We start from the raw sequence: 21,880 nt of genomic DNA, 5'->3' as shown, positions 1-21,880 counted from the left end.
AACAGCTTTTAAGAGATTTCTGAAAAACTAAATTTCTATTAATTATATTTAGCGGTATTTTTAATCTATTAGCTTTCAATTTATGAGAAAAATTCTAACACTTACACTTTGTTCCTGTGTTCTACTGTCTTGTGCGACAGCACAATCCGCAGGTAATAAAAAATCAAATAATCAAACAGTACAATCAAAAACGCAAGCTCCTAAAAAGAATAGCAGTAAAATTAAGGATTATGATAAAGTCATTACCAAAGATGCTATTTCAGATAAGGGATTGTTCGATGTGCACTTGGTAGATGAGAAGTATTATTTTGAAATTCCAATGGCGCATCTAAATACAGATATGTTATTGGTAAGTCGTTTTGCAAAACTCCCTTCAAATTTGGGTGGAGGTTATGTCAATGCAGGTACAAAAACCAATACAAGAATGATTAATTGGGAACGCTTTAAAAACAAAATTCTCATAAAGGAAAAATCGTCAAGTGCGGTAGCATCCGATAGTTTACCGATTAATGTCTCTGTAAAATCTAATAATTACGAACCTACTTTATACGCTTTTGATATCGCAGCATTTTCTAAAGATTCTTCTTCAGTTGTGATTGATGTAACCAGTTTTTATAATACGGATGTCAAAGCTATAAGCGGATTAGGATCGCGATTGCGGTCTACTTATAAAGTGAAAAATTTAGACAAATCTAGAAGTTTTATCAATTCGGTAAAAAGTTTCCCTGAGAATATTGAAGTGATTCAAGATTTTACCTATAATGCATCTAACCCTCCAGTAAATACAGGAGATGAAACTATTAGTATACAAATGAATCAATCGATGATTCTGTTACCAAAAACACTAATGCAACCGCGTCTTTTTGACGAGCGTGTAGGCTGGTTTACATTGAGCAAGTATGATTATAGTAGTGAAGAATTAAAGTCAGATAGAAAAACCTATTTAAGGCGTTGGAAATTAATTCCAAAAGATATTGAAGCTTATAATAGAGGAGAGTTGGTAGAACCGATTAAGCCAATCGTTTATTATTTGGACCCTGCGACACCAATGAAGTTTCGATCGTACATGAAAGAAGGTATAGAGCTATGGCAAAAGGCTTTCGAAGCAGCCGGATTTAAAAATGCCATCATAGCAAAAGATCCACCGACGAAAGAAGAAGATCCAGATTTTAGTCCTGAAGATATAAGATATTCAGTAGTAAGATATGTAGCAAGTACCACAAGAAATGCAACAGGGCCAAGTGTTTCTGACCCAAGAAGTGGTGAAATTATTGAAAGTGATATTATTTGGTACCATAACCATTTACGTTCGTACCGTAATCGCTACTTGTTAGAAACTGGTGCAGCAAATCCGTTAGCAAGAACTTTAAATACTCCTGATGCCGAAATAGGGGAAATGATGAAAATGGTCATTGCACACGAAGTTGGTCACACACTTGGTTTACCTCATAATATGAGTGCGAGTTATGCTTATGATGTTGAAAGTTACAGAGATGGCGACTTTACACAAAAAAATGGTATTGCAGCAACCATTATGGATTATGCGCGTTACAATTATATTGCACAACCTGGTGATGAAAATATTCGATTTGTTAGACAATTAGGACCTTACGATGACTATGCTATTAATTATGGTTACAGATATATTGACGACGCCAAATCTGCGGATGATGAAAAATCGACTTTGAATAGTTGGGTTTTAGAAAAGGCTGGTAATCCTATTTATAAATTTGGAGGTCGTGGTAGTTACGATCCTACAGCACAAACTGAAGACATTGGGAATAATAGTATTAAAGCGAGCACATACGGACTTAAGAATTTAAAAATTGTCGCTAAGAACTTACGAAGCTGGACGAGTGACCAAACAGATAACTACGAAGATTTAGAAGAGCTTTATGGTGAATTGCTAAGTGTTTGGAGTCGTTATGTCGGTCATGTTGTGACTCATGTTGGTGGAGTAGTGGAAGAGACTAAAAACCCATCTCAAGAAGGAGATGTTTTTAATCCGGTTTCTAAATCAGATCAGAAATCAGCCTTGAGCTGGTTACAAGAAAATGCTTTTGAAACACCAAATTGGTTAATAGATACATCGATTCTTCAGAATATAAATTACGCTGGTTACACAGATCGTATTCGAAGTTTACAAGCGAGACATTTAAATAATTTATTAAATTTTGAGCGTTTAGGTCGATTGATAGATCACAATGCTTTGGATTCTAAGAATTATTCGGCATTAGAATTATTGAGTGATATAAGAGCAGGTATCTGGTCTGAAGCAAAATCTGGAGCCAATGTTTCAGTTTTTAGACGTAATTTGCAACGTGTTTATTTAGATGCTATGTTTGAGTTGATGACAGAAGATTTAGATCCAAATCGTAGCCGACAGTATTTTAACGTTAATCAATCTGATGTTAGAGCTTTGGTTAGAGGAGAGTTAAATATGCTAAAGCGTATGCTTACTTCAGCATCTAAAACCAATATAAATACAGAAACTAAATATCATTATCAAGATGGTATTGAACGCATTAATAACATATTAGACCCAAAATAAGAATATATACACATGAAAAAATTAGTTTTATTAGTCCTGCTTTTTAGTCTTTCCGCTTCAACTTTTGTGACAGCGCAAGCTAAAAAAAGTCAAAAAGAAATGTTTGCAACAACATATCATAATTCAAAAAGTGTCGTTAAATCTCAGCACTATCAATTTGTAGCAAATGCTATCCATGATAGTGAACAAAGGGAAATGCTCGATGGTGATACCAATCAAATACGTATTAACAAATTAGATGTGACTGGTCAGTTACATGGTTTTTCAAAGAGTAAAGCAATTTATACTTTAAAAGATAGTAGTAGTGACATCAGTACAGTGTTCCATGATGAAAAGCAACAAATTTCAATTACTGTAAAAATGCAGGCTTATACTATAAGTATTGAAGTAAAACCAAATGGAAAAGCTTTTTTAACATTAACAGGAAACGATATTACCAACGTAAAATACGTTGGCAAATTGCTTGAAATTTAAAATTAGTTGGCTTTTATATGCTTATTTAGCAAGTAAATTGTGTGTTCTAGAATAGAATAATGAATAACAATTTAAATATTTGGTATAGATATTGTATCTTTGTCATCGGTTCATTGGAGATATACTACACAAATAACATTATTCTTTAAGTTATTTTACTAGATTTTAATACTATTCATTGTTAAGTTGATTAACTTGTTTGCATTATAAATATTTTCAAAAGCACACACCTATATTAATTTTTAAAACTACGAATGGCTAAATCACAACAGACTTTTAGTAAAAGTGAAAAAGAAAAAAAACGATTAAAAAAACGAGAAGACAAGCGCAAGAAAATGGAAGCGCGTAAACTCAACAGAGATGAGAATGGTTCAGAAGGAATCCCGATTGCTTATGTAGATCATAATGGTAATCTTACGGATACTCCTCCAGATCCAACGATGAAGGTGAAGGTAAAAGCTGAGAATATAGTTCTTGGTATTCCTACAAAAGAAGAATCAGACGAAGAACCGTTTGATCCAATTAGAAACGGAAAAGTTTCTTTTTATGATAACTCCAAAGGTTTTGGTTTTATTATCGATACAGAAACTAACGAGAAGCATTTTACACACGTCAGTGGTATTATTGACGAAATAGCAGAAAACGACAAGGTTACTTTCGAATTAGAGAAAGGACAACGTGGAATGAATGCTGTTAGAGTAAAGCAAGCAGAATAATTTTTAATTAAAAATATAAAAAGCCATTATAGTTTACTATAGTGGCTTTTTTTTGTTTGAAAAATCTCTTCTTTCTATACTAACATTTAAGTTTTAAAAACCGACCTACTGAAAACTTCGTAGGTAGAGAAACAATTCATTTAAAACTTAAACTATGAAAACGAAAACAATTATTTCAACAGTATCATTAGCTGTCGCATTATTATTTGGAACTACAGCAATGGCTCAGGCCAAAATGAAAAAAGACACAAAGATGGTTGGAGGTGCCGAGATGTATCCTTCTAAAGACATCATTAGTAATGCTGTAAATTCTAAAGACCATACAACATTAGTCGCTGCTGTAAAAGCCGCAGACTTAGTAGAGACCTTACAAGGCGATGGTCCTTTTACAGTGTTTGCCCCAACCAACGCCGCATTTGATAAGTTGCCAGAAGGGACAGTTGCAACATTACTAAAGCCTGAGAATAAAGGAAAACTTCAATCGATATTAACCTATCATGTACTTGCAGGTAATTTTAGTGGGAAAGATATAATGAAAGCCATTAAAAAAGGAGGTGGAAAAGCAACATTTAAAACGGTAAATGGAGCTATGATAACTGCTATGATGGATGGTAAAGCCTTAATGTTAAAAGATACCGCAGGAAATACAACAATGGTTACAATCGCAGATGTTAATCAATCTAATGGTGTTATCCATGTTATTGATACCGTAGTATTGCCAGGTATGTAAAAAATAGTTTGGGTTGGATAAAGAATTAGTTTAGAATGATTGGTTGGTGTTAATACTAATTCTTTGAAGCACAAGTTTAAACACTTGTGCTTTTTTTATATATTTAAGTCGCACGTTATAGACATTGTATGAATCCAAAAATATTAGAAGTTTCTGAAATAAAAGTAATAGGATTATCCACAACAATTAAAATGCATGAACAACATAAAGTCTTTGCGCTATGGAAACAGTTTATGCCAAGAAAGCATGAATTAAAAACATTGGTTTCTGAAGAATTAATAGCAATGCAAATTTTTAACTTGCAGAAAAACGTTGAACCAGATGAAGATTTTGACATTTGGGCATGTGCTGAAGTCGAAGATTTTAATACAATGCCACAAAACCTGAAAAGCTTTATAATACCTAGTGGCAAATATGCTGTGTTTCTGCATAGGGGAATGAATGCAAGTCTAACTTATCAAAACATTATGACGGAATGGTTACCAAATTCTGGGTACGTAATAGATGATAGACCGCATTTTCAAGTGATGGGACAAACCTATAAAAATGGAAGTCCAGATTCTGAGGAAGATTTTTATGTACCTATAAGATTAATTAAAAATTAACCCTAAAATCACAACCACTCTTGTAGTTACTACAGCCAAAAGCAGTTTTGCCTTGTAATACTTTGCCTGTTTTGCACTTAGGACAAACGTCTCCTGCTTTCATAATTGGCTTTTTAATGGTTTGTTTAGGTTCAAATTTTAGTTTAAAGTTGTCATTAAAACGCAGTAAACCTTCTTGTGAATCCCCTTTAACTTTAAAGCCTTTTAAGTTTACTGTAGAGCCTTTTGTTATTAAGCGAATATATTGTTTTTCAGATATTTTCTTTTCCCCTAAACTAAACGGCAGGGTAAAATCACAAGATTTACCATAAAGACTACAACCATAAGCCGTTTTTCCTTTTAAAAGTGAACCAGCCTTACATTTTGGACAAGAACTACCCACTAAAGATTGAGTCTTGGATTTCGGTTTTGCTTTCGCTTTTGGTTTTCCAGCAGGTTTGTTGTTTACTGCTGAAATTCGGGTTTGTACCTTTTCACTTCGTACCTCATAAACTAAAGCATCTACCATACGCTTCATGCCTTTTATAAATGCACTTGCAGTATATTCCCCTTTTTCAATATCCTTTAATTGCTTTTCCCAAGTTCCTGTGAGTTCAGCAGATTTTAAAAGTTCATTTTGAATCGTATCAATCAATTGAATACCTGTAATAGTAGGTAAGATTTGTTTCTTATTTCGTTTAATGTATTTACGTCTAAACAACGTTTCAATAATATTGGCACGTGTAGATGGACGACCAATACCATTCTCTTTCATTAAATCCCTTAGTTCTTCATCTTCAACTTGCTTACCTGCTGTTTCCATAGCACGTAATAATGTCGCTTCCGTATAATAATTTGGAGCTTTGGTCTGTTTCTCTAAAAACGATGGTTCGTGTGGGCCTTTTTCACCCTTGACAAAAGATGGCAATAGGTTATCTTTTGTTCCACTGGGCACAGTCGAAGTGTCTTTCTTCTCAAAAACAACCCGCCAACCTTTAGATAAAATTTCTTTTCCTGTAGTTTTAAAGTTAACATCTGCCGCTTTTCCTATAACAGTCGTATTCGATACTTTACAATCATCATAAAAAACAGCGATAAAACGTTTTACGATAATATCATAAACTTGCTGCTCATTATATTGCAGATGTGTTTGCATTCCGGTTGGAATGATGGCATGGTGATCGGTTACTTTCTTATCATTAAAGACGCGTGATGACTTCTTAATCTTTTTATTTAGAATAGGTGCGGTAAGCGTTGCATAATCAGTTAATTTAGATAGAATCCCATTAACTTTAGGATACACATCATTTGGTAAGAATGTAGTATCAACTCTTGGGTATGTTACCGCTTTTTTCTCATATAATTTTTGAGCAATTTTAAGCGTATCATCTGCTGAAAATCCAAACTTCGTATTACAATAAACTTGTAGACCTGTTAAGTCGAATAACTTCGGTGCGTATTCAGTTCCTTTCTTTTTGGTTATCGATACGATTTCAAATTCGTGTTCCTTGACTTTGGTGGCTAAAATTTCGCCATCCTCCATTTTCAAGAAACGCCCTTCTTCATAACTAAAAAGGGTATCTCTGTATAATGTTTGTAATTCCCAATATGGCTGTGGTACAAAGTTTTCAATTTCTTTAAAACGATTTACAAGCATCGCAAGGGTAGGAGTCTGAACACGTCCTACAGATAAAACTTGTTTATAACCACCATGTTTAACCGTATATAATCGTGTGGCATTAATCCCTAAAAGCCAATCACCAATGGAGCGCGAAAAACCAGCATAATAAAGGTTGTCGTAATTTTCAGAAGGTTTTAGATTATTAAAGCCTTCTTTTATGGCTTCTGTTGTTAATGACGAAATCCATAAACGTTGTACTTTTCCTTTATAATTGGCTTTGTTAATCACCCAACGCTGAATCAATTCTCCTTCTTGGCCAGCATCACCACAATTAATGACAACATCTGCTTTATCAAATAAACTCTTTACAATCCGAAACTGCTTTTTAATCCCATCGTTATTAGCCACCTTAACTTCAAATTTTTCAGGAAGCATAGGTAAGTTGTTTAAATCCCAACTTTTCCAATAGGGTTTATAATCAACGGGTTCGAATAGTGTACAGAGATGTCCAAACGTGTAAGTTACAGCATAGCCATTACCTTCGTAGTAGCCATCACGCTTGGTGGTAGCTCCTAAAACAGAGGCGATTTCTCTAGCAACACTTGGTTTTTCGGCAATACAGACTTTCAAATTGGCTTGATTATTGTTGATGGTGCAAAGTACTGAATTTTCAAAATACTAAACCAGAAATAAAGGAATTGATTATCGTAATTTCATTTATATTATGAATAAAAATTACGAAAAAGAGCGAGTCACATTCAAGATAAAAATAAATTCTTTTTTCAGCTAGTCAGAATCAAGTCTTTGGTCTTGATTCTAGGAGTACATCGGCCTTTTTCCTTTTGTTAAAGTTCTAAGACTAATTTTTGACCAATTTTTAAAGGAGACGATTGTTTAATCGCGTTGGTTTCGCAAAGTCTAGATAGCGACATATTATTACGTCTCGAAATCGCATAAAGAGTATCTCCTTTTCGCACGACATACATTTTAGGCTGCCTTGCTAAACTTGCTAATGCCGCTTCGTCTGCTGATTTTATAACCTTAACCTTACTCACTTTTCTAGAGTTATGGTATCTGGCATGTGTCCACTTTTGAGTTACCCAAACTTGCTCTGATCGAATAGCATTTTTAGAAGAAAAATCGAAAAGATACTCAGGGTGAATCTGCTCACCTTTATAACTCAATTCTAAATGAAGATGACTTCCTCTAGAGTTTCCTGTGTTACCACCTTTTCCTATATATTGACCTCTAGCTATGGTGTCGTTTGCTTTAACACCTATATGAGATAAGTGAGCATAAGTAGATTCTAAACCGTTATAATGACGGACTACAATTGTGTTACCAAAACCATTCGCATACTTAGCGAAACGTACAACACCACTTAGTATAGACACCACAGTATCTCCTGTAACTAAATCAATATCAATACCATTGTGCGCACGTCCTCGTCGCCAACCATAGCGCGATGTCACCACTTTAGTATGTGGTACTGGTGAAGCATAAGTACTATCTGTAAAGTTTAATTCTAAAGGAAATTGTAGAACGGTATCAACATAGGGATTATGTAACGTTGTATCCCAATGATCTGCTTTAATATCAATTTCTGATGCTTTTTTTGTGACCAATGGAATTTCAATGGTTTCAATAACTGGCCCTATATTGAGTTTATAGGTTTGTAATTCTATTTTTAATGAATTAGGTAACGAATCATTTTGAGCGACTATACATAATGAACCACACAAAAAAGCAATACTAAAAAAAATGTATTTCATAAAGGGAAAAAATAACCTGATAAGCTGATGAAACGTAAATATATAATAAATATTATTTTAAAGTCAAATTTTTAAATTTCCGATGATTTTTTTTAGTGAAAAAAGATAGATTTCATGACGTTTGATGCGTATCAGTTGACTTGAGACTTTTTTTGTGTGCCAAAGTGTTGTAAATTTGCAACTTCTAAAATAATCCGAAAAGAAATTTATGTCTGTAACGAATCCAGCTGTTCAAGAAAAAAAAACCGATAAAGAATTATATGACTACCAACAAGGTGCAATAAGCCAAATTTTCGAAAAGTTTGATTCAGAACGCGACGATTATCACTTATTATATCAATTACCTACTGGTGGTGGTAAAACGGTGATTTTCTCTGAAATGGTACGTCAATATCTTAAAAATCATAATAAGAAGGTTTTGATAATGACACACCGAGTGGAACTTTGTAACCAAACGTCTAAAATGTTGGATGGCTTTGGTGTTACAAATAAGGTGGTAAATAGTAAGGCGAATTTAGATGATCAAGCAGAATATTCGTGTTTTGTGGCGATGGTTGAGACTCTGAACAATCGATTAAATGACAACATGTTAGATATTTCTGATGTTGGTTTAGTTATTATTGATGAGGCGCATTATAATTCATTTACAAAATTATTTAAGTTTTTTGAAAAGTCATTCATTCTTGGAGTTACAGCAACACCTTTAAGTTCTAATAAGGAGTTACCAATGAAGGATAACTACGATGAGCTTATTACAGGTGAAACGATTGAGAATCTTATAGAAAATGAGTTTTTGGCAAGAGCTGAAACTTATGCTTATGATATGGGATTAACCTCTTTAGAAGTAGGATCTAACGGTGATTATACCGTAAAATCTTCTGAAGATTTATATTCGAGTCCTGCAATGCTTCAAAAATTAGTAGATGCTTATAAAAAGCATTCACTAGGAAAGAAGGCCTTAATATTTAATAACGGTATTAATACTTCTATAAATGTATACTATGCTTTTAAGGAAGCAGATTTGCCAGTTATGCACTTAGATAATACGGCGACAAAAAAACAACGTAAACAAATTTTACAGTGGTTTCATGACACTCCAGATGCTATTTTAACGTCGGTAAGTATCTTAACTACAGGTTTTGATGAGCCGACCATTGACACTATTATCTTAAACAGAGCAACAAAATCCTTAACATTATATTACCAAATGATTGGTCGTGGATCTCGTATATTGAATAATAAATCGAAATTTACAACTATAGATTTAGGAAACAACCTTTACCGATTTGGACCTTGGGGAGCAGATTTAGATTGGCAATTAATATTTAAGTCGCCAAATTGGTATGCGGATCGTATTAAAGATGATGATGCTATTGAATCTAACTTTAAACACGATTTATCGGATGAAGTTAAAGAAGAATTCTCTAAGTCTGAAGAGACCTATTTCGATATTAAGCAAACTTATAAGGATGCTGTAGATAGTGGTGAATCTTCAAAAGTAGTGTTAGAGCGTTCTATAGAACAACATGCTAAAATTTGTATTGAAAACAGTGAAGATGTTTATGATGCTTTGGCCTTGGCTAAATTATTGAAAGACGACATCAACCAACGTATTGAAACCTATGCGAAATGTATTAGTAGAAGTACTTATAACTTCCTAAAATGGTTGAAAGACGATTATCAGAAGAAATTGAGTGCGTACTTAAGAACTAATTTTGATGAAAAATTCGAGGAAATTCACGGATTTCCACCTGAAGATTAAAGGTTTATAATAATAGGAATTAAATAGATTTTGTATTATAAAATAGCGTAATTTTGCGCCTTATTTTAAAATACTAAAAATGAAACGCATTAGTCAATACAAAAAGCTTTTTTCTGTAGAAGATTCAATTAATCTTAAAGATTTAAAAAAGACCTATAGAAACTTAGTGAAAGAATGGCATCCTGATAAATTTCAAGATGGAGATGCTGGACAAGAAGAAGCAGAATTAAAGAGTGTTGAAATCATTGATGGTTATCATTTTTTAGTAAGTATAGCGCCAGAAACAAAAGCAGCAAATCTTGAAGAATACACCGCAACGATCACAGAATCTAGCATTGTAGACTTTCAACATAAAGGCTTGTTATTAGAAATTACATTTTTAGACGGAGCAACATACGAATATTTCGGTGTTCCTAAAGGTATGTTTATCAAGTTTTTAAATTCAGATAAACAAATGCGTTTTGCAAGACGAAGTATCTTCAATTCTTATACTTACAGAAAGTCGAAGAAAGAACTTCAAGACGCTTAATATAACGCAACACGTAGTCCTTATATAGTTATGAGTAACGGTACATCAGAAAAGACAGAAGAGATTTCAATCCAAGAGATTGAAAACTGCATTTCTATTTTAGAACGGTTAGTTACTGATACAGATCAGATTTTCGAAATCCCAAAACCGCAACGAACTGCTTTAATTAAAGCTTCCGGACAATTATCACGCCCGAGTAGAGAAGAGTTTTCGCGTCGTAAAAAGGATGCGAAAAAGGCAGAAAAGCGAAAGAAAGCGGCTAGAGATAAAAATGCTAGAAAAGTAACAGGAATACGTAGTGCAAGAGAAGCACATATTTTTGTGGCTCCTAAATTATTGCCTGAAGCCGATTTAAAAGCTAAAGAACAATTAGAGCTAGAATCTCCTCGAAACTGCTACGTTTGTAAAACATTATTCACCAAACTGCATCATTTTTATGATACCATGTGTGAAGACTGTGGGGACTTTAATTATGCAAAACGTTTTCAAACGGCAGATGTTAAAGGACAAGTTGCTGTGATTACCGGATCGCGTTTAAAAATTGGTTACCATATTACTTTAATGCTATTACGTGGCGGAGCAACTGTGATTGCAACCACGCGTTTTCCTGTAGATTCTGCATTGCGTTTTTCTAAAGAAGAAGACTTTACAGAATGGGGCCATCGTTTAAAAATTCACGGTCTCGATTTAAGACATATCCCTAGTGTAGAGATTTTCTGTAATTTTATAGAGCAACGCTACGAAAAGCTTGATATTCTTATTAATAATGCGGCACAAACGGTGAGACGACCGGCAGGTTTTTACAGTCACTTAATGCCAAACGAAGAACGACCAATAGAAGAGTTGCCTAAGTTTGCACGCGATTTATTAAACGATCATACCGAATGTTTAGTGGAGTTACAAGAATTAACTTCTGGAGCTTCACCAAATAAAAATATGCCTGTAACATGGCATGGACCAGAACCCGGAATTGGTTTGCGTTCATCAGCTAAATTATCTCAGATTCCTTATAGTTTTGATAATACATTGGTATCGCAAGAAGTGTTTCCTGAAGGGAAATTAGATGCCGATTTACAACAAGTAGATTTAAGAAAAACCAACAGTTGGAGACTTAAATTGGGTGAAATTGAAACCACAGAAATGATTGAGGTACAACTCGTCAACTCTGTTGCACCATTTGTTTTGTGTAATCGTCTATCTGAAGTAATGAAGAAAGACACTACAGGTAAGAAGCACATTATCAATGTGTCAGCAATGGAAGGAAAGTTTCATTCTTTCTTTAAAGAAGATCGTCATCCACATACCAACATGGCCAAAGCCGCTTTAAATATGTTAACACATACGGCTGCTGGTAGTTTAGCCAAAGAAGGTATTTATATGAATGCTGTCGACACTGGTTGGGTAACTGACGAAGATCCTGCTGAACTGGCAAAACGAAAACAAGAATTACACGATTTTCAACCACCTTTAGATATTGTAGATGGAGCTGCTCGTGTTATGGATCCGCTTTTTGATGGTATTAATACCGGAAAACATTGGTCTGGTAAATTCTTGAAGGATTACCGACCTATTAGTTGGTAGGTGACATCGAAACAGAATTTAAAAAACTACGCTGTCTGGCTGAGCGCAGTCGAAGCCCTTTTTACAACTATTTTATTTAGTAAGCACTTTCGATTGCGCTCAGTGTGACACTTTTTAAATTACCTTTGCAATATAACAAAATCACTATGACATCATTTTCAGAATTAGGAATACATAAGAATTACATAAAAGGATTAAAAGAACTGAATATTGTAAATCCAACAGAGATACAAGAAATAGTTATTCCTATTTTATTGAAATCTAACACCGATTTAATAGGATTAGCACAAACAGGAACAGGAAAAACAGCAGCTTTTGGCTTACCTGTGTTACATGCCATTGATACTAATAATTCTGATGTGCAAGCTTTAATCATTGCACCAACGCGTGAATTGGTACAGCAAATACAAAAGCAGCTCTTCCGATTTACAAAATATATTGATCAGAAGATTTTCTCTGAAGGTGTTTATGGTGGTGAAAAGATTGACCGTCAGATAAAAAACCTAACAAGAACGACGCATATTGTAGTCGCTACACCAGGACGTTTACTCGATTTGGTAGAACGTGGAGCTGTCGATATTTCAAACGTAAAAATCTTAGTTTTAGATGAAGCTGATGAAATGTTGAGTATGGGTTTCAAAGAAGATTTAACCAAAATCTTGCAATACAATACCAAGAAAAGAAATACATGGTTGTTTTCGGCAACAATGCCAGACGAAATTAAAAATATCGTTAAAAATTATATGTCTAAAGATGCGGTTCGCATAGAGGTGAATAAAAATGCATTGGTTAACGAAAATATTTCACATCACTTCATTCATACGTCTATTAAAGACAAAGTAAATATGATTATCCGAATCTTAGACAAACGTCAAGATGAAAGAGGTATCATTTTCTGTAAAACAAAAGCAGGGACACAAGCTTTGGCACATCAATTACAAAAGGAAGGTTTTGCCGTTGGGGCTTTAGAAGGCGATATGCAACAAAAAGAACGCGATAAAGTAATGCGTGCTTTTAAGAATGAAAGCTTACAAGTTTTAATTTCTACAGATGTTTCAGCCAGAGGTATCGATGTTAATAATCTAGCATTTATATTACATCACCAATTACCAGAGCACTTAGAGTATTATACGCATAGAAGTGGAAGAACAGCAAGAGCAGGTAAAACAGGACAGTCTATTGCGTTAATCATCCCTGGTGAAATGCAAAAAATATTAGACATACAGAAAGCTTTAGGTATTACGTTTAAAGAGATTTCGATTTAATAATGAGTTAGAATTTATCGCACTTTATTTTTACAATATTTTATCGAGAATCTTTTGAAATAAAAAGGTTCTCGATTTTTTTATGCTTTTAAATGATTGCAAGTGTGTGGTTGCGGAAAGAATTTTAATTAATAGTTTCTCTAGAATAATCATACCCCAAAAGGCATGAGGTGACACAGTGCTTAAATTGAAAAATTCATGAAACTCTTCAAATTCATAATACAGCGCTTTCATATAATAGTATTATCTTGTGTCTTTATTAATTAACACACAATTTTACACCCATGAAATCATTCTCAATAGAAGACATAAATGCCATTATTAATGGTGAAGTTTTTGGCGAAACTACGAATCAAATTACTGGATTAGAGCAAATTCAGAAAGCAAATGAAAATCAGGCGACCTTTATTGGTAACCGAAAATTTGCAGGTTTATGGAAAAACTCTAAAGCGAGTTTAGCTATTGTTAATGATAATATTGATATCGAACCAGGAGAGAATCGTGTGTTTATTAAAGTAAAAAATGCCGATTTAGCTATGGCAAAATTACTGGAAACCTTTATTCCTAAACCTCCACATTTTGAAACTGATATTCATCCAACAGCAACCATTGATAAATCGGCCAAAATTGGTAGTGGAAGTAGAGTGGGTGCGGGTTCTTATATCGGTAAGGATGTTGTATTAGGAGAAAATGTAACTGTTTATCCGAATGTGACGATTTTAGATGAAACTACTATTGGTGATTACACTACAATTTGGTCTGGAACCATAATAAGAGAGCGTTCAGTTATCGGTAGCCATTGTATTTTTCATAATAACGTGAGTATCGGAGCTGATGGTTTTGGATACCGTCCTAGTGATGATGGTAGAGGCTTAGTGAAGATTCCGCATATTGGGAATGTTGTCATTGGTAATGCTGTTGAAATAGGAGCTAACTCTTGCGTGGATCGTGGTAAATTCAGTTCTACAATATTAGGAGACGGTTGTAAGATTGATAATTTGGTTCAAATTGCACATAACTGTGTCCTGGGCCGTTCTTGCATCATGGCAGGAAGTTCTGGACTTGCAGGTTCTGTAACTCTCGGTGATGGAGTTATTATTGGAGGTTCTGCTTCTATTAAAGATCATACAACAATTCATTCAGGTGCAACTGTTGGTGCAGGTTCTGGAGTTATGAATGATGTTGCTGCTGGAAAAACCGTATTAGGTTATCCTGCGGTGGATTCTAGAGAAATGTTGAAACAATGGGTGGCGCTTAGAAAATTAGCGAGGTAATTAGCTTTTAGCTGTTAGTAGATGTGAATGATATGACAGCACAAAACTAAACGTACTTACATTATTAAAAATACATCTATTTCCGTCACTTCGAGTGCCATTTCTTTTTAGCGATTTCACTCGAACTGACGTTTTTTTATGAATAAACTTAAGCTGTTTTCTGCTCTACATTTTGTTTCAGGTGCAATAAGCCAGCAACCATACCATCCAATTCATGTTCTAAAAAGGTGGCATTTCTTTTACTAAATCCTTTAATGCTATTGGCATAAAGTTCTACGCCGCAATGTTTAATACACACACTATAGGTGTCATTTTCTGCATCTAATTTAACTGAAGTTCTGTAATCGCTTGATACTAATAACCAGTAACATAAACTATTAATCTGGTTAAACAATGAGAATTTTGTTTCCATAATATTTAGATTTAATAGATAGAGGGAGATCTAAAACAAAGGTATAAGCAAAGCTATGTGTACTCAAAGATGTTTGTTATAGAGCGTAGTTTTATCGGTAAGATGATTTTAATCGCTTATAAATCCGATAATTAACGCTATTTAATTTGTGGCATCATATTTGAATACTACTAAGTAATTATTAAAATTAAATATAATATTATTATGAGTACAGGAACAGTAAAATTCTTCAACGATGCTAAAGGCTTCGGATTTATTACAGAAGAAGGTTCTAACAAAGAACATTTTGTCCACATTTCTGGATTAATCGATGAAATTCGTGAGGGAGACCAAGTAGAATTTGATCTTACAGAAGGCAAAAAAGGTTTAAACGCAGTAAACGTAAAAGTTATCTAATATATCGCTTAACCTCAGTTATGAAAGCCCATCACAATGTGATGGGCTTTTAGTTGTTTATATATTTCAGAAGGTAGCTTACTAAGATTTAGCGACCATAATGGCTTTGGTGTTTACAAACTCTTTCATACCAAATCCTCCGTGTTCTCTACCGAATCCTGAATCTTTAACACCACCAAAAGGCATGTTAGGTTCTGCTAATCCAAATTTATTAATAAATACCATTCCGGTGTCAAAGTGTTTTTCGGCTAATTCTATAGCGCGATCAATATCTTTTGAGAAAATTCCACCGCCAAGTCCAAAACGACTGTCGTTAGCAATACGCATCGCATCCTCTTCATCTTTTGCTTTAATCAGTGCCGCAACAGGTCCGAAAAGCTCATCGTCATAAGCCGGCTGTCCTTTGCTTACCGCTTCTAAAACGGTTGCAGGATAATAATAACCGTCACCTTCAGGTATTTTACCACCACAAAGTAGTTTAGCTCCGTTTTTAATGCTTTTTTCTACTTGCTCATGTAGGGTTTCTCTTAAATCTTTTCGAGCTATAGGTCCTAATTTGGAAGATTTATCAGTAGGATCTCCCAATTTTAAGTCTTTCATTGCTTTTACAAAGCCGTCTCTAAATTCATCATAGACAGACTCGACCACAATAAAGCGTTTTGCCGCGATACAGGTTTCACCATTATTGTAAATGCGTCCCATAACGCAGGTTTTTATAGCTAGTTCTAAATCGGCATCTTCAAGTACCATGTAGGCATCATTACTACCCAATTCTAAGACTGATTTTTTTAATGCTTTCCCTGCTTTTGCTCCTATAGCTTCGCCAGCAACAGGACTTCCTGTTAAGGTAACACCTCTTATTAATTTATGCTTAATAAGTTCATCAGACTGGTCATGATTAATCACCATTACACTAAATAGATCTTCAGGTAAACCTGCGGCTTTGTATATCGACTCTAATAGTTTCGCTGTTCCTGTGACGTTAGAAGCATGTTTTAATAACACGCTATTTCCTGCCATTAAGTTGACGATACTATAACGAATGACTTGATAAGCTGGGTAATTCCATGGTTGAATACCGTATATCACACCAATAGGAGCATAGGTAATAATACCTTTTCCTCCATCTTGTAATTGGCGCTCTTCATTCTTTAGGAATTCTGCAGCATTGTCTGCTGAGTAGTCACAAATACCAGAACATAAATCAATTTCCTGATGACTTTGTTTGAGAAGTTTTCCCATTTCATCCGTCATTAATTCTGCTAATTCGGTTTTATGGTTTTGAAGTTCTTTTCCTATGGCTTTTATGATTTTTCCACGTTCTTCAAAGGATTTCATTTTCCATTTTAGAAAAGCTTCGTGCGATTTTGTTACTGTCGATTCTACCTGGTCATCGGTCATATAAGTATATGAGGATAATTCTTTTCCGTTGGCAGGATTGGTTGTCGTAAATGTCTCTTGTTTTATTTTCGTTTCCATAATTTCTTTTTTTTTATACTTTAAATTGTGTTCTTATTGCTGTTCGCTTGGCACCAAATAGATATCATTAATGTTGACGCGATTAGGTTGTAAAAGTGTATAATGAATAGCATTGGCAATATCCTCAGCTTCTAACGTGGTCATCTCTTGCATTTTTTTTATATTTTCCTTTATGTCTTCATCTGTAATGGTATCGGTTAACTCCGTGGCTACGGCACCTGGCTCAATAGAGGTTACATTAATACCATACTTAGGAGCTAGCTCTTGTCTTAAGCCTTCAGAAAACATTTTTACTGCAGCTTTAGTGGCACAGTATACGGCGCCACCAGGGAAATAGCGATGTGCAGCCATTGAAGAAATATTAATAATATGTCCTCCTTTATTTTCTTTCATTTTGGGGAGTACTGCGGCAACACCGTTGAGCACACCTTTTAGATTTACATCTACCATTGTATCCCATTCTTCAGTTTTTAATTTCTCGACGAAGGATAAAGGCATGAGCCCTGCATTATTAATTAAGGCATCAACTTTTCCATAGTTTTCAATGGTTTGTGAAACGACATGGTCAAAATCTTTCTTTTTGGTGACATCGCCAGTAACGACTAAAGCAGTTCCGCCTTCTTTTTCAATGGCTTGTTTTATGTCATTTAATTTTTCTTCTCGTCTTGCCATTAAAACGACTAGAGCACCGTCTTTTGCTAGTTTTTTTGCTGTAGCTTCTCCAATTCCGCTTGACGCTCCTGTTATTATAATAGCTTTATCTTTTAAATCCATGACTTCTGTTTTTTAATGATTATTTGTGGACAACTAAATTGCAACCATTTATAGGATTCACTTAACGGTAATGTGATAAATATTGCCGTAAATAGAAATAGGGCAGTGGGCTACTCTATAATTAAGCCTTTCTTTTCATTACCATTAAAATTCTTATTGAATGCGGTAATGGATGCCATGTGTTCTTTCTAATTTTAAACCATTGAGAAGCTTAAGAATTAAGTTTATATAATTTAAAATATAAAAGACATGTTAAAACCAAGACAGAAAACACCAGACTTAGCAATTAATTTAGTTAATGGTACGGAATGGACTTTAAGCAAACAGAAGCCTGAAGCCTTTACCTTATTAATTGTGTATAGAGGACTTCACTGTCCGGTGTGTAAAAAGTACTTAGAAGAATTACAGCCTAAATTATCCAAGTTTCACGATTTGGGAGTGAACGTTATTGCTGTGAGTAGTGATACTGAAGCCAAAGCAAAACAAACCTATGAGGAATGGGATATTGCTGATGTGCCTTTGGGGTACGAGTTTCCAATAGAAGACGCTCGCGAATGGGGCTTATTTATTTCTAAGGGGATTAAGGATGAGCCTGAAACTTTTATAGAACCAGGATTATTTATTATCCGTCCAGATCAGGAATTGTATTGTGCGTCTATACAGACGATGCCATTTGCTAGACCAGGATTAGATGATGTGATTGGTGCAATTAAGTTTGTACTAGATAAAGATTATCCGGCTAGAGGAGAGGCTTAATAGTTCTAAATTTTTATATAAAACGTAAGGTCGTTAGTGGCTTTACGTTTTTTTTATCCAGTTATAATATGAGTGATTCAAACACATTTAAAATTAAACATTTACCACGCTTGTTGGTGTCTTCTGGGAAATCTTGGTTTGCTGGTGAGCCGTTTCAACGAAGTGCTATTGTGGCTTATTATGCCGTTTTATCGCTACCTGCTTTGGTGATTATTATTCTGAAAGTGGTTGGTAGTGTTTGGGGTGAAGATATTGTTCGTGGTGAATTGTTAGGTGAAATCTCTCAAGCTATTGGAAGCGATGCCGCAGATGCCATTAGAACCATGATTGAAAACCAGAGCGGGCAAGAAACCTCAGTGTTTGCTACCGTGATTGGTATTGGAACCTTATTGTATGGTTCTACGGGAGTATTTTTTCAGTTGCAATCGGCATTAGACAAGATTTGGGAACAAGAACCATCTTATAAAAATGATGTTGTGGCGACCTTAATGAGTCGTGTGAAGAGTTTTGGTTTTATTTTAATTCTTGGATTCTTATTGTTAACCAGTTTTGTATTAACCTCATTGTTAAGTACGTTTAGTCGACAATTAAATAGGTTTTTGCCAGATAATTTATTCGATTATTTGTTTGTTATCGATTTTCTGGTATCCTTAACCTTTATCTATGTCTTGTTTGCTACGATGTTTAAATATTTACCATCTGCAAAGATTACGTGGAAATCGGTGCGTTCAGGAGCCGCATTGACCACCATATTATTTTTAATAGGTAAATACCTCTTGGCGTGGTATTTTAATGCCATGGAACCAGGTTCAACCTATGGTGCTGCGGGGTCTATTATTTTAATTATGTTGTGGGTGTCGTATTCGAGTTTAATATTATTATTTGGGGCGCATTTTACAAAGGTTTATGCCGATAAATATGTGAAGAATGATCATATTTCTTAGACTAACTATTTATTGTTGGTTGTGTAAGGTGAGCTCACAATTATTTGGTGAATTTTATTTCGTTTTCTTTAATAGTCAACTATTTAAATCTCAAGTGGATTAACTGAAAAATGTCTTCATTTTTTTATGTCATTTGATTTCTAACACGCCATTAAATATATAGCAGCCCATTTTTAAATAAAGTATATAAAGCGTCTCTTCTAAAAACAAACCATTATTTTTGCTGTTTCTTTAGGCGTATTTACGTCATTCAAAAAAACATATTAACCTCGCATTAGTTGGACGTTTTTAATGTCTAGCGTTTAATATTATGGCAAAATTAGATGAAAATGGATTACATAAAGGCTCTCGAACGCTATTGCTTGTGGGGGTTTTATTTGTATCTATAAATTTAAGACCAGCACTATCTAGTATTGGACCGTTAATAGACATGATTCGCTTAGATGTTGGGCTTTCTGATACCTTATTAGGATTACTCACCACTTTGCCATTACTCGCATTTGGCGTAGTTTCTACAATGACTCCCTTATTTACCAAACGTTTTGGAATAGGAAATACCCTTTTAGGTGCATTAATTTTACTTGCAACAGGAATTATAATTCGTTCTGCGGGAAGCATTTTTGCATTGTATTTAGGAACCATTTTACTAGGGGTAGCTATTGCGTTTGGGAATGTGTTAATACCAGCATTGATTAAACGAAATTTTCCACATAAAGCCGGGTTTGTTACCAGTTTGTACTCCGGAATTATGTCTTTAGGAGCTGCTTTTGCGGCAGGATTAAGTGTGCCATTAGCGATAGAGTTGGACCTCGGTTGGAGAGGGTCGTTAGGAGTTTGGGCATTGTTAGCTGTATTTGCAATTATCATTTGGATTCCTAATATTAAACGTATTAAGCGATTACCACCAAATCGAAGTTTTAAAGTGGCTATGAAAAAACTTAGTGGTTCGGTATTGGTTTGGAAAATGGCCTTTTATATGGGACTTCAATCTGCAGCTTTTTATGTTATTTTAGCTTGGTTACCAGCGATATTAATTGATCGCGGATTTGAGGCTTCATATGCGGGTTGGATGCTTTCGTTATCGCAAGGTACGGGGATTATAGGAGCGCTTTTTATTCCTATTTGGGCAGGTTCTAGAAAAGATCAACGTTTGGTTATTGTTTCTTTAATTGTTGTAGAACTTATAGCGTTAATAGGGTTATTGTTACCAGGACTGGGAATGATTGAACTTTGGGTTGGGCTGATAGGCTTAGTACTTGGTGGCACATTTGGTTTGGCATTATTACTTATTGTTTTACGATCTAATGATGCAGAAACCGCTGCAGAACTTTCTGGTATTGTACAATCTATCGGTTATTTTATTGCTGCTGCAGGACCATTTGTGGTTGGTGTGATTTATGACTTAACAGCTATGTGGAATTATGCATTAATCTTATTAATAATATTGGCATTAGTGAAATTGGTAATGGGGCTAGACGTTGGTAAAGACCGAAAAGTTTAATGTGATATTTGATTCGCGTCAAAACTAAAGATAGAGTGTTCTTTTAAATTCTATTTTACATAATATAAATTATAGGACAATGTATAGCAATTAGCGTAATAGCGCTTTTGGGCGCTATTTGACATAATCATAGTTCTAGTGACACGCAGTGTCCTATAACGTTTATGATTATGTACAAGCTAATTGCCGGTTAAATATAATTAGCGTCATAGTGCTTTTGAGATCTATTTGACATCATCATTGTTTTAGTGACACTCAGTGTTCTATAATGTTTATGATTATGTACAAGCTAATTGCGGGCTGTATAATTATAGTAATTACGTTTTTACGCGTTATTTGATATCATCGCAGTTCTACAATGATTTTTAGTGTTCTAAAACGTGACTGATTATATGTAAACGCTCATTGTGGGTTATATACTTTGTGCGTTTTAAATGTATTGATTTGTCCGTTACTGATAACTTTTATATCCTGAGCTGTAGACTTATTATTTCGATATACGCGAATTATAAGGCTTTAAGTCAAGGTGATGGTTTTTGAATTCTTGTTAAGATATGGCCTTCAATTGGTGATATATTATGGCTGACCCGAATTAGATACGGCTCATATACGGCTTAGATATGGATTAGACCCGAAGTAACTACGGGTGAACCTCATATTTGGTATGGCTGTGGATGCGTGTTGAGCCCTTGTTATTACTGGTTTAAGGTGTGATTTAGGTGACTTAATTCTATTTTACATAATGTTCTTTTGGTTATT

The 21,880-nt window shown here is 34.6% G+C and carries 19 protein-coding genes; 14 read left to right on the top strand and 5 right to left on the bottom strand.

From position 1 onward, the window contains the following. The first annotated feature begins 82 nt into the window (after window positions 1-82). The 5 genes from HM984_RS00790 (at window position 83) to HM984_RS00770 (ending at window position 5,076) form a co-directional block, all read left to right on the top strand. The gene (locus HM984_RS00790) at window positions 83-2,551 is read left to right on the top strand and encodes a zinc-dependent metalloprotease (RefSeq protein WP_179347728.1); all 2,469 of its coding nucleotides are present in this window, start codon (window positions 83-85) and stop codon (window positions 2,549-2,551) included. 12 nt (window positions 2,552-2,563) lie between these two features. Next, entirely contained in the window at window positions 2,564-3,025 is a 462-nt protein-coding gene (locus HM984_RS00785; RefSeq protein ID WP_179347727.1) for a DUF4251 domain-containing protein, read from the top strand. Window positions 3,026-3,279: 254 nt separating this feature from the next. Then, the gene (locus HM984_RS17585) at window positions 3,280-3,741 is read left to right on the top strand and encodes a cold-shock protein (RefSeq protein ID WP_115808811.1); all 462 of its coding nucleotides are present in this window, start codon (window positions 3,280-3,282) and stop codon (window positions 3,739-3,741) included. A 154-nt stretch (window positions 3,742-3,895) separates the two neighbouring features. Continuing rightward, on the top strand, window positions 3,896-4,471 hold the full coding sequence (locus tag HM984_RS00775) for a fasciclin domain-containing protein (RefSeq protein WP_179347726.1): 576 nt from the start codon (window positions 3,896-3,898) through the stop codon (window positions 4,469-4,471). Between the two features lie 128 nt (window positions 4,472-4,599). Further along, window positions 4,600-5,076, top strand: coding sequence for a GyrI-like domain-containing protein (locus HM984_RS00770; RefSeq protein ID WP_179347725.1), 477 nt, complete (start codon window positions 4,600-4,602; stop codon window positions 5,074-5,076). On the opposite strand, the gene HM984_RS00765 is transcribed toward HM984_RS00770, so the two are convergent. Beyond that, entirely contained in the window at window positions 5,066-7,306 is a 2,241-nt protein-coding gene (locus HM984_RS00765) for a type IA DNA topoisomerase (protein WP_179347724.1), read from the bottom strand. The two genes, HM984_RS00770 and HM984_RS00765, sit on opposite strands and share 11 nt — an antisense overlap. A 215-nt stretch (window positions 7,307-7,521) precedes the next feature. Then, on the bottom strand, window positions 7,522-8,448 hold the full coding sequence (locus HM984_RS00760; protein WP_115808815.1) for a peptidoglycan DD-metalloendopeptidase family protein: 927 nt from the start codon (window positions 8,446-8,448) through the stop codon (window positions 7,522-7,524). Between the two features lie 208 nt (window positions 8,449-8,656). Between HM984_RS00760 and HM984_RS00755 the strand changes: the two genes are divergently transcribed. The 5 genes from HM984_RS00755 to lpxD all read left to right on the top strand — a co-directional run bounded on the left by HM984_RS00755 (window position 8,657) and on the right by lpxD (window position 14,859). Further along, the gene (locus HM984_RS00755; protein WP_115808816.1) at window positions 8,657-10,210 is read left to right on the top strand and encodes a DEAD/DEAH box helicase; all 1,554 of its coding nucleotides are present in this window, start codon (window positions 8,657-8,659) and stop codon (window positions 10,208-10,210) included. 79 nt (window positions 10,211-10,289) lie between these two features. Beyond that, the gene (locus HM984_RS00750) at window positions 10,290-10,739 is read left to right on the top strand and encodes a KTSC domain-containing protein (RefSeq protein WP_179347723.1); all 450 of its coding nucleotides are present in this window, start codon (window positions 10,290-10,292) and stop codon (window positions 10,737-10,739) included. 30 nt (window positions 10,740-10,769) lie between these two features. Then, the gene (locus HM984_RS00745; protein WP_179347722.1) at window positions 10,770-12,320 is read left to right on the top strand and encodes an SDR family NAD(P)-dependent oxidoreductase; all 1,551 of its coding nucleotides are present in this window, start codon (window positions 10,770-10,772) and stop codon (window positions 12,318-12,320) included. Between the two features lie 146 nt (window positions 12,321-12,466). Then, window positions 12,467-13,585 carry a DEAD/DEAH box helicase gene (locus HM984_RS00740; RefSeq protein WP_115808819.1) on the top strand — a complete coding sequence of 373 codons (1,119 nt, stop codon included), beginning with the start codon at window positions 12,467-12,469 and terminating at the stop codon, window positions 13,583-13,585. A gap of 284 nt (window positions 13,586-13,869) precedes the next feature. Then, window positions 13,870-14,859: a UDP-3-O-(3-hydroxymyristoyl)glucosamine N-acyltransferase gene (lpxD, locus tag HM984_RS00735; protein ID WP_179347721.1), complete on the top strand. Its 990-nt coding sequence runs from the start codon at window positions 13,870-13,872 to the stop codon at window positions 14,857-14,859. A gap of 148 nt (window positions 14,860-15,007) precedes the next feature. Here the strand turns inward: lpxD and HM984_RS00730 are convergent, their stop codons facing one another. After that, window positions 15,008-15,271, bottom strand: coding sequence for a hypothetical protein (locus HM984_RS00730; RefSeq protein WP_115808821.1), 264 nt, complete (start codon window positions 15,269-15,271; stop codon window positions 15,008-15,010). Between the two features lie 204 nt (window positions 15,272-15,475). Between HM984_RS00730 and HM984_RS00725 the strand changes: the two genes are divergently transcribed. Further along, window positions 15,476-15,667 (top strand): cold-shock protein, encoded by a 192-nt coding sequence (locus HM984_RS00725; protein ID WP_020897145.1) that lies wholly within the window; start codon window positions 15,476-15,478, stop codon window positions 15,665-15,667. 81 nt (window positions 15,668-15,748) lie between these two features. On the opposite strand, the gene HM984_RS00720 is transcribed toward HM984_RS00725, so the two are convergent. Both HM984_RS00720 and HM984_RS00715 read right to left on the bottom strand, forming a co-directional pair. Continuing rightward, a complete protein-coding gene (locus HM984_RS00720) occupies window positions 15,749-17,146 on the bottom strand; it encodes an NAD-dependent succinate-semialdehyde dehydrogenase (RefSeq protein ID WP_179347720.1) in 1,398 nt (465 codons plus the stop codon). 33 nt (window positions 17,147-17,179) lie between these two features. Next, a complete protein-coding gene (locus HM984_RS00715) occupies window positions 17,180-17,920 on the bottom strand; it encodes an SDR family oxidoreductase (RefSeq protein WP_179347719.1) in 741 nt (246 codons plus the stop codon). Between the two features lie 249 nt (window positions 17,921-18,169). Between HM984_RS00715 and HM984_RS00710 the strand changes: the two genes are divergently transcribed. The 3 genes from HM984_RS00710 to HM984_RS00700 all read left to right on the top strand — a co-directional run bounded on the left by HM984_RS00710 (window position 18,170) and on the right by HM984_RS00700 (window position 21,121). Next, entirely contained in the window at window positions 18,170-18,676 is a 507-nt protein-coding gene (locus HM984_RS00710; protein WP_179347718.1) for a redoxin domain-containing protein, read from the top strand. A gap of 68 nt (window positions 18,677-18,744) precedes the next feature. Beyond that, window positions 18,745-19,620, top strand: coding sequence for a YihY/virulence factor BrkB family protein (locus tag HM984_RS00705; protein ID WP_115808826.1), 876 nt, complete (start codon window positions 18,745-18,747; stop codon window positions 19,618-19,620). Window positions 19,621-19,930: 310 nt separating this feature from the next. Continuing rightward, on the top strand, window positions 19,931-21,121 hold the full coding sequence (locus HM984_RS00700; RefSeq protein ID WP_179347717.1) for a CynX/NimT family MFS transporter: 1,191 nt from the start codon (window positions 19,931-19,933) through the stop codon (window positions 21,119-21,121). Window positions 21,122-21,880 lie beyond the last annotated feature (759 nt).

Origin of the sequence: Winogradskyella pacifica (assembly GCF_013403915.1) — a bacterium.
Lineage (GTDB): Bacteria > Bacteroidota > Bacteroidia > Flavobacteriales > Flavobacteriaceae > Winogradskyella > Winogradskyella pacifica.
The sequence above is the reverse complement of the archived record's forward strand: the minus strand, read 5'-3'. Positions and strand labels throughout refer to the sequence as shown.

Excerpts from the sequence above, each read along its gene's own strand:
- HM984_RS00790 (WP_179347728.1), top strand. The coding sequence starts at position 83 with ATGAGAAAAATTCTAACACTTACACTTTGTTCCTGTGTTCTACTGTCT.
- HM984_RS00785 (WP_179347727.1), top strand. The coding sequence starts at position 2,564 with ATGAAAAAATTAGTTTTATTAGTCCTGCTTTTTAGTCTTTCCGCTTCA.
- HM984_RS17585 (WP_115808811.1), top strand. The coding sequence starts at position 3,280 with ATGGCTAAATCACAACAGACTTTTAGTAAAAGTGAAAAAGAAAAAAAA.
- HM984_RS00775 (WP_179347726.1), top strand. The coding sequence starts at position 3,896 with ATGAAAACGAAAACAATTATTTCAACAGTATCATTAGCTGTCGCATTA.
- HM984_RS00770 (WP_179347725.1), top strand. The coding sequence starts at position 4,600 with ATGAATCCAAAAATATTAGAAGTTTCTGAAATAAAAGTAATAGGATTA.
- HM984_RS00760 (WP_115808815.1), bottom strand. The coding sequence starts at position 8,448 with ATGAAATACATTTTTTTTAGTATTGCTTTTTTGTGTGGTTCATTATGT.
- HM984_RS00755 (WP_115808816.1), top strand. The coding sequence starts at position 8,657 with ATGTCTGTAACGAATCCAGCTGTTCAAGAAAAAAAAACCGATAAAGAA.
- HM984_RS00750 (WP_179347723.1), top strand. The coding sequence starts at position 10,290 with ATGAAACGCATTAGTCAATACAAAAAGCTTTTTTCTGTAGAAGATTCA.
- HM984_RS00745 (WP_179347722.1), top strand. The coding sequence starts at position 10,770 with ATGAGTAACGGTACATCAGAAAAGACAGAAGAGATTTCAATCCAAGAG.
- HM984_RS00740 (WP_115808819.1), top strand. The coding sequence starts at position 12,467 with ATGACATCATTTTCAGAATTAGGAATACATAAGAATTACATAAAAGGA.
- lpxD (WP_179347721.1), top strand. The coding sequence starts at position 13,870 with ATGAAATCATTCTCAATAGAAGACATAAATGCCATTATTAATGGTGAA.
- HM984_RS00730 (WP_115808821.1), bottom strand. The coding sequence starts at position 15,271 with ATGGAAACAAAATTCTCATTGTTTAACCAGATTAATAGTTTATGTTAC.
- HM984_RS00725 (WP_020897145.1), top strand. The coding sequence starts at position 15,476 with ATGAGTACAGGAACAGTAAAATTCTTCAACGATGCTAAAGGCTTCGGA.
- HM984_RS00720 (WP_179347720.1), bottom strand. The coding sequence starts at position 17,146 with ATGGAAACGAAAATAAAACAAGAGACATTTACGACAACCAATCCTGCC.
- HM984_RS00715 (WP_179347719.1), bottom strand. The coding sequence starts at position 17,920 with ATGGATTTAAAAGATAAAGCTATTATAATAACAGGAGCGTCAAGCGGA.
- HM984_RS00710 (WP_179347718.1), top strand. The coding sequence starts at position 18,170 with ATGTTAAAACCAAGACAGAAAACACCAGACTTAGCAATTAATTTAGTT.
- HM984_RS00705 (WP_115808826.1), top strand. The coding sequence starts at position 18,745 with ATGAGTGATTCAAACACATTTAAAATTAAACATTTACCACGCTTGTTG.
- HM984_RS00700 (WP_179347717.1), top strand. The coding sequence starts at position 19,931 with ATGGCAAAATTAGATGAAAATGGATTACATAAAGGCTCTCGAACGCTA.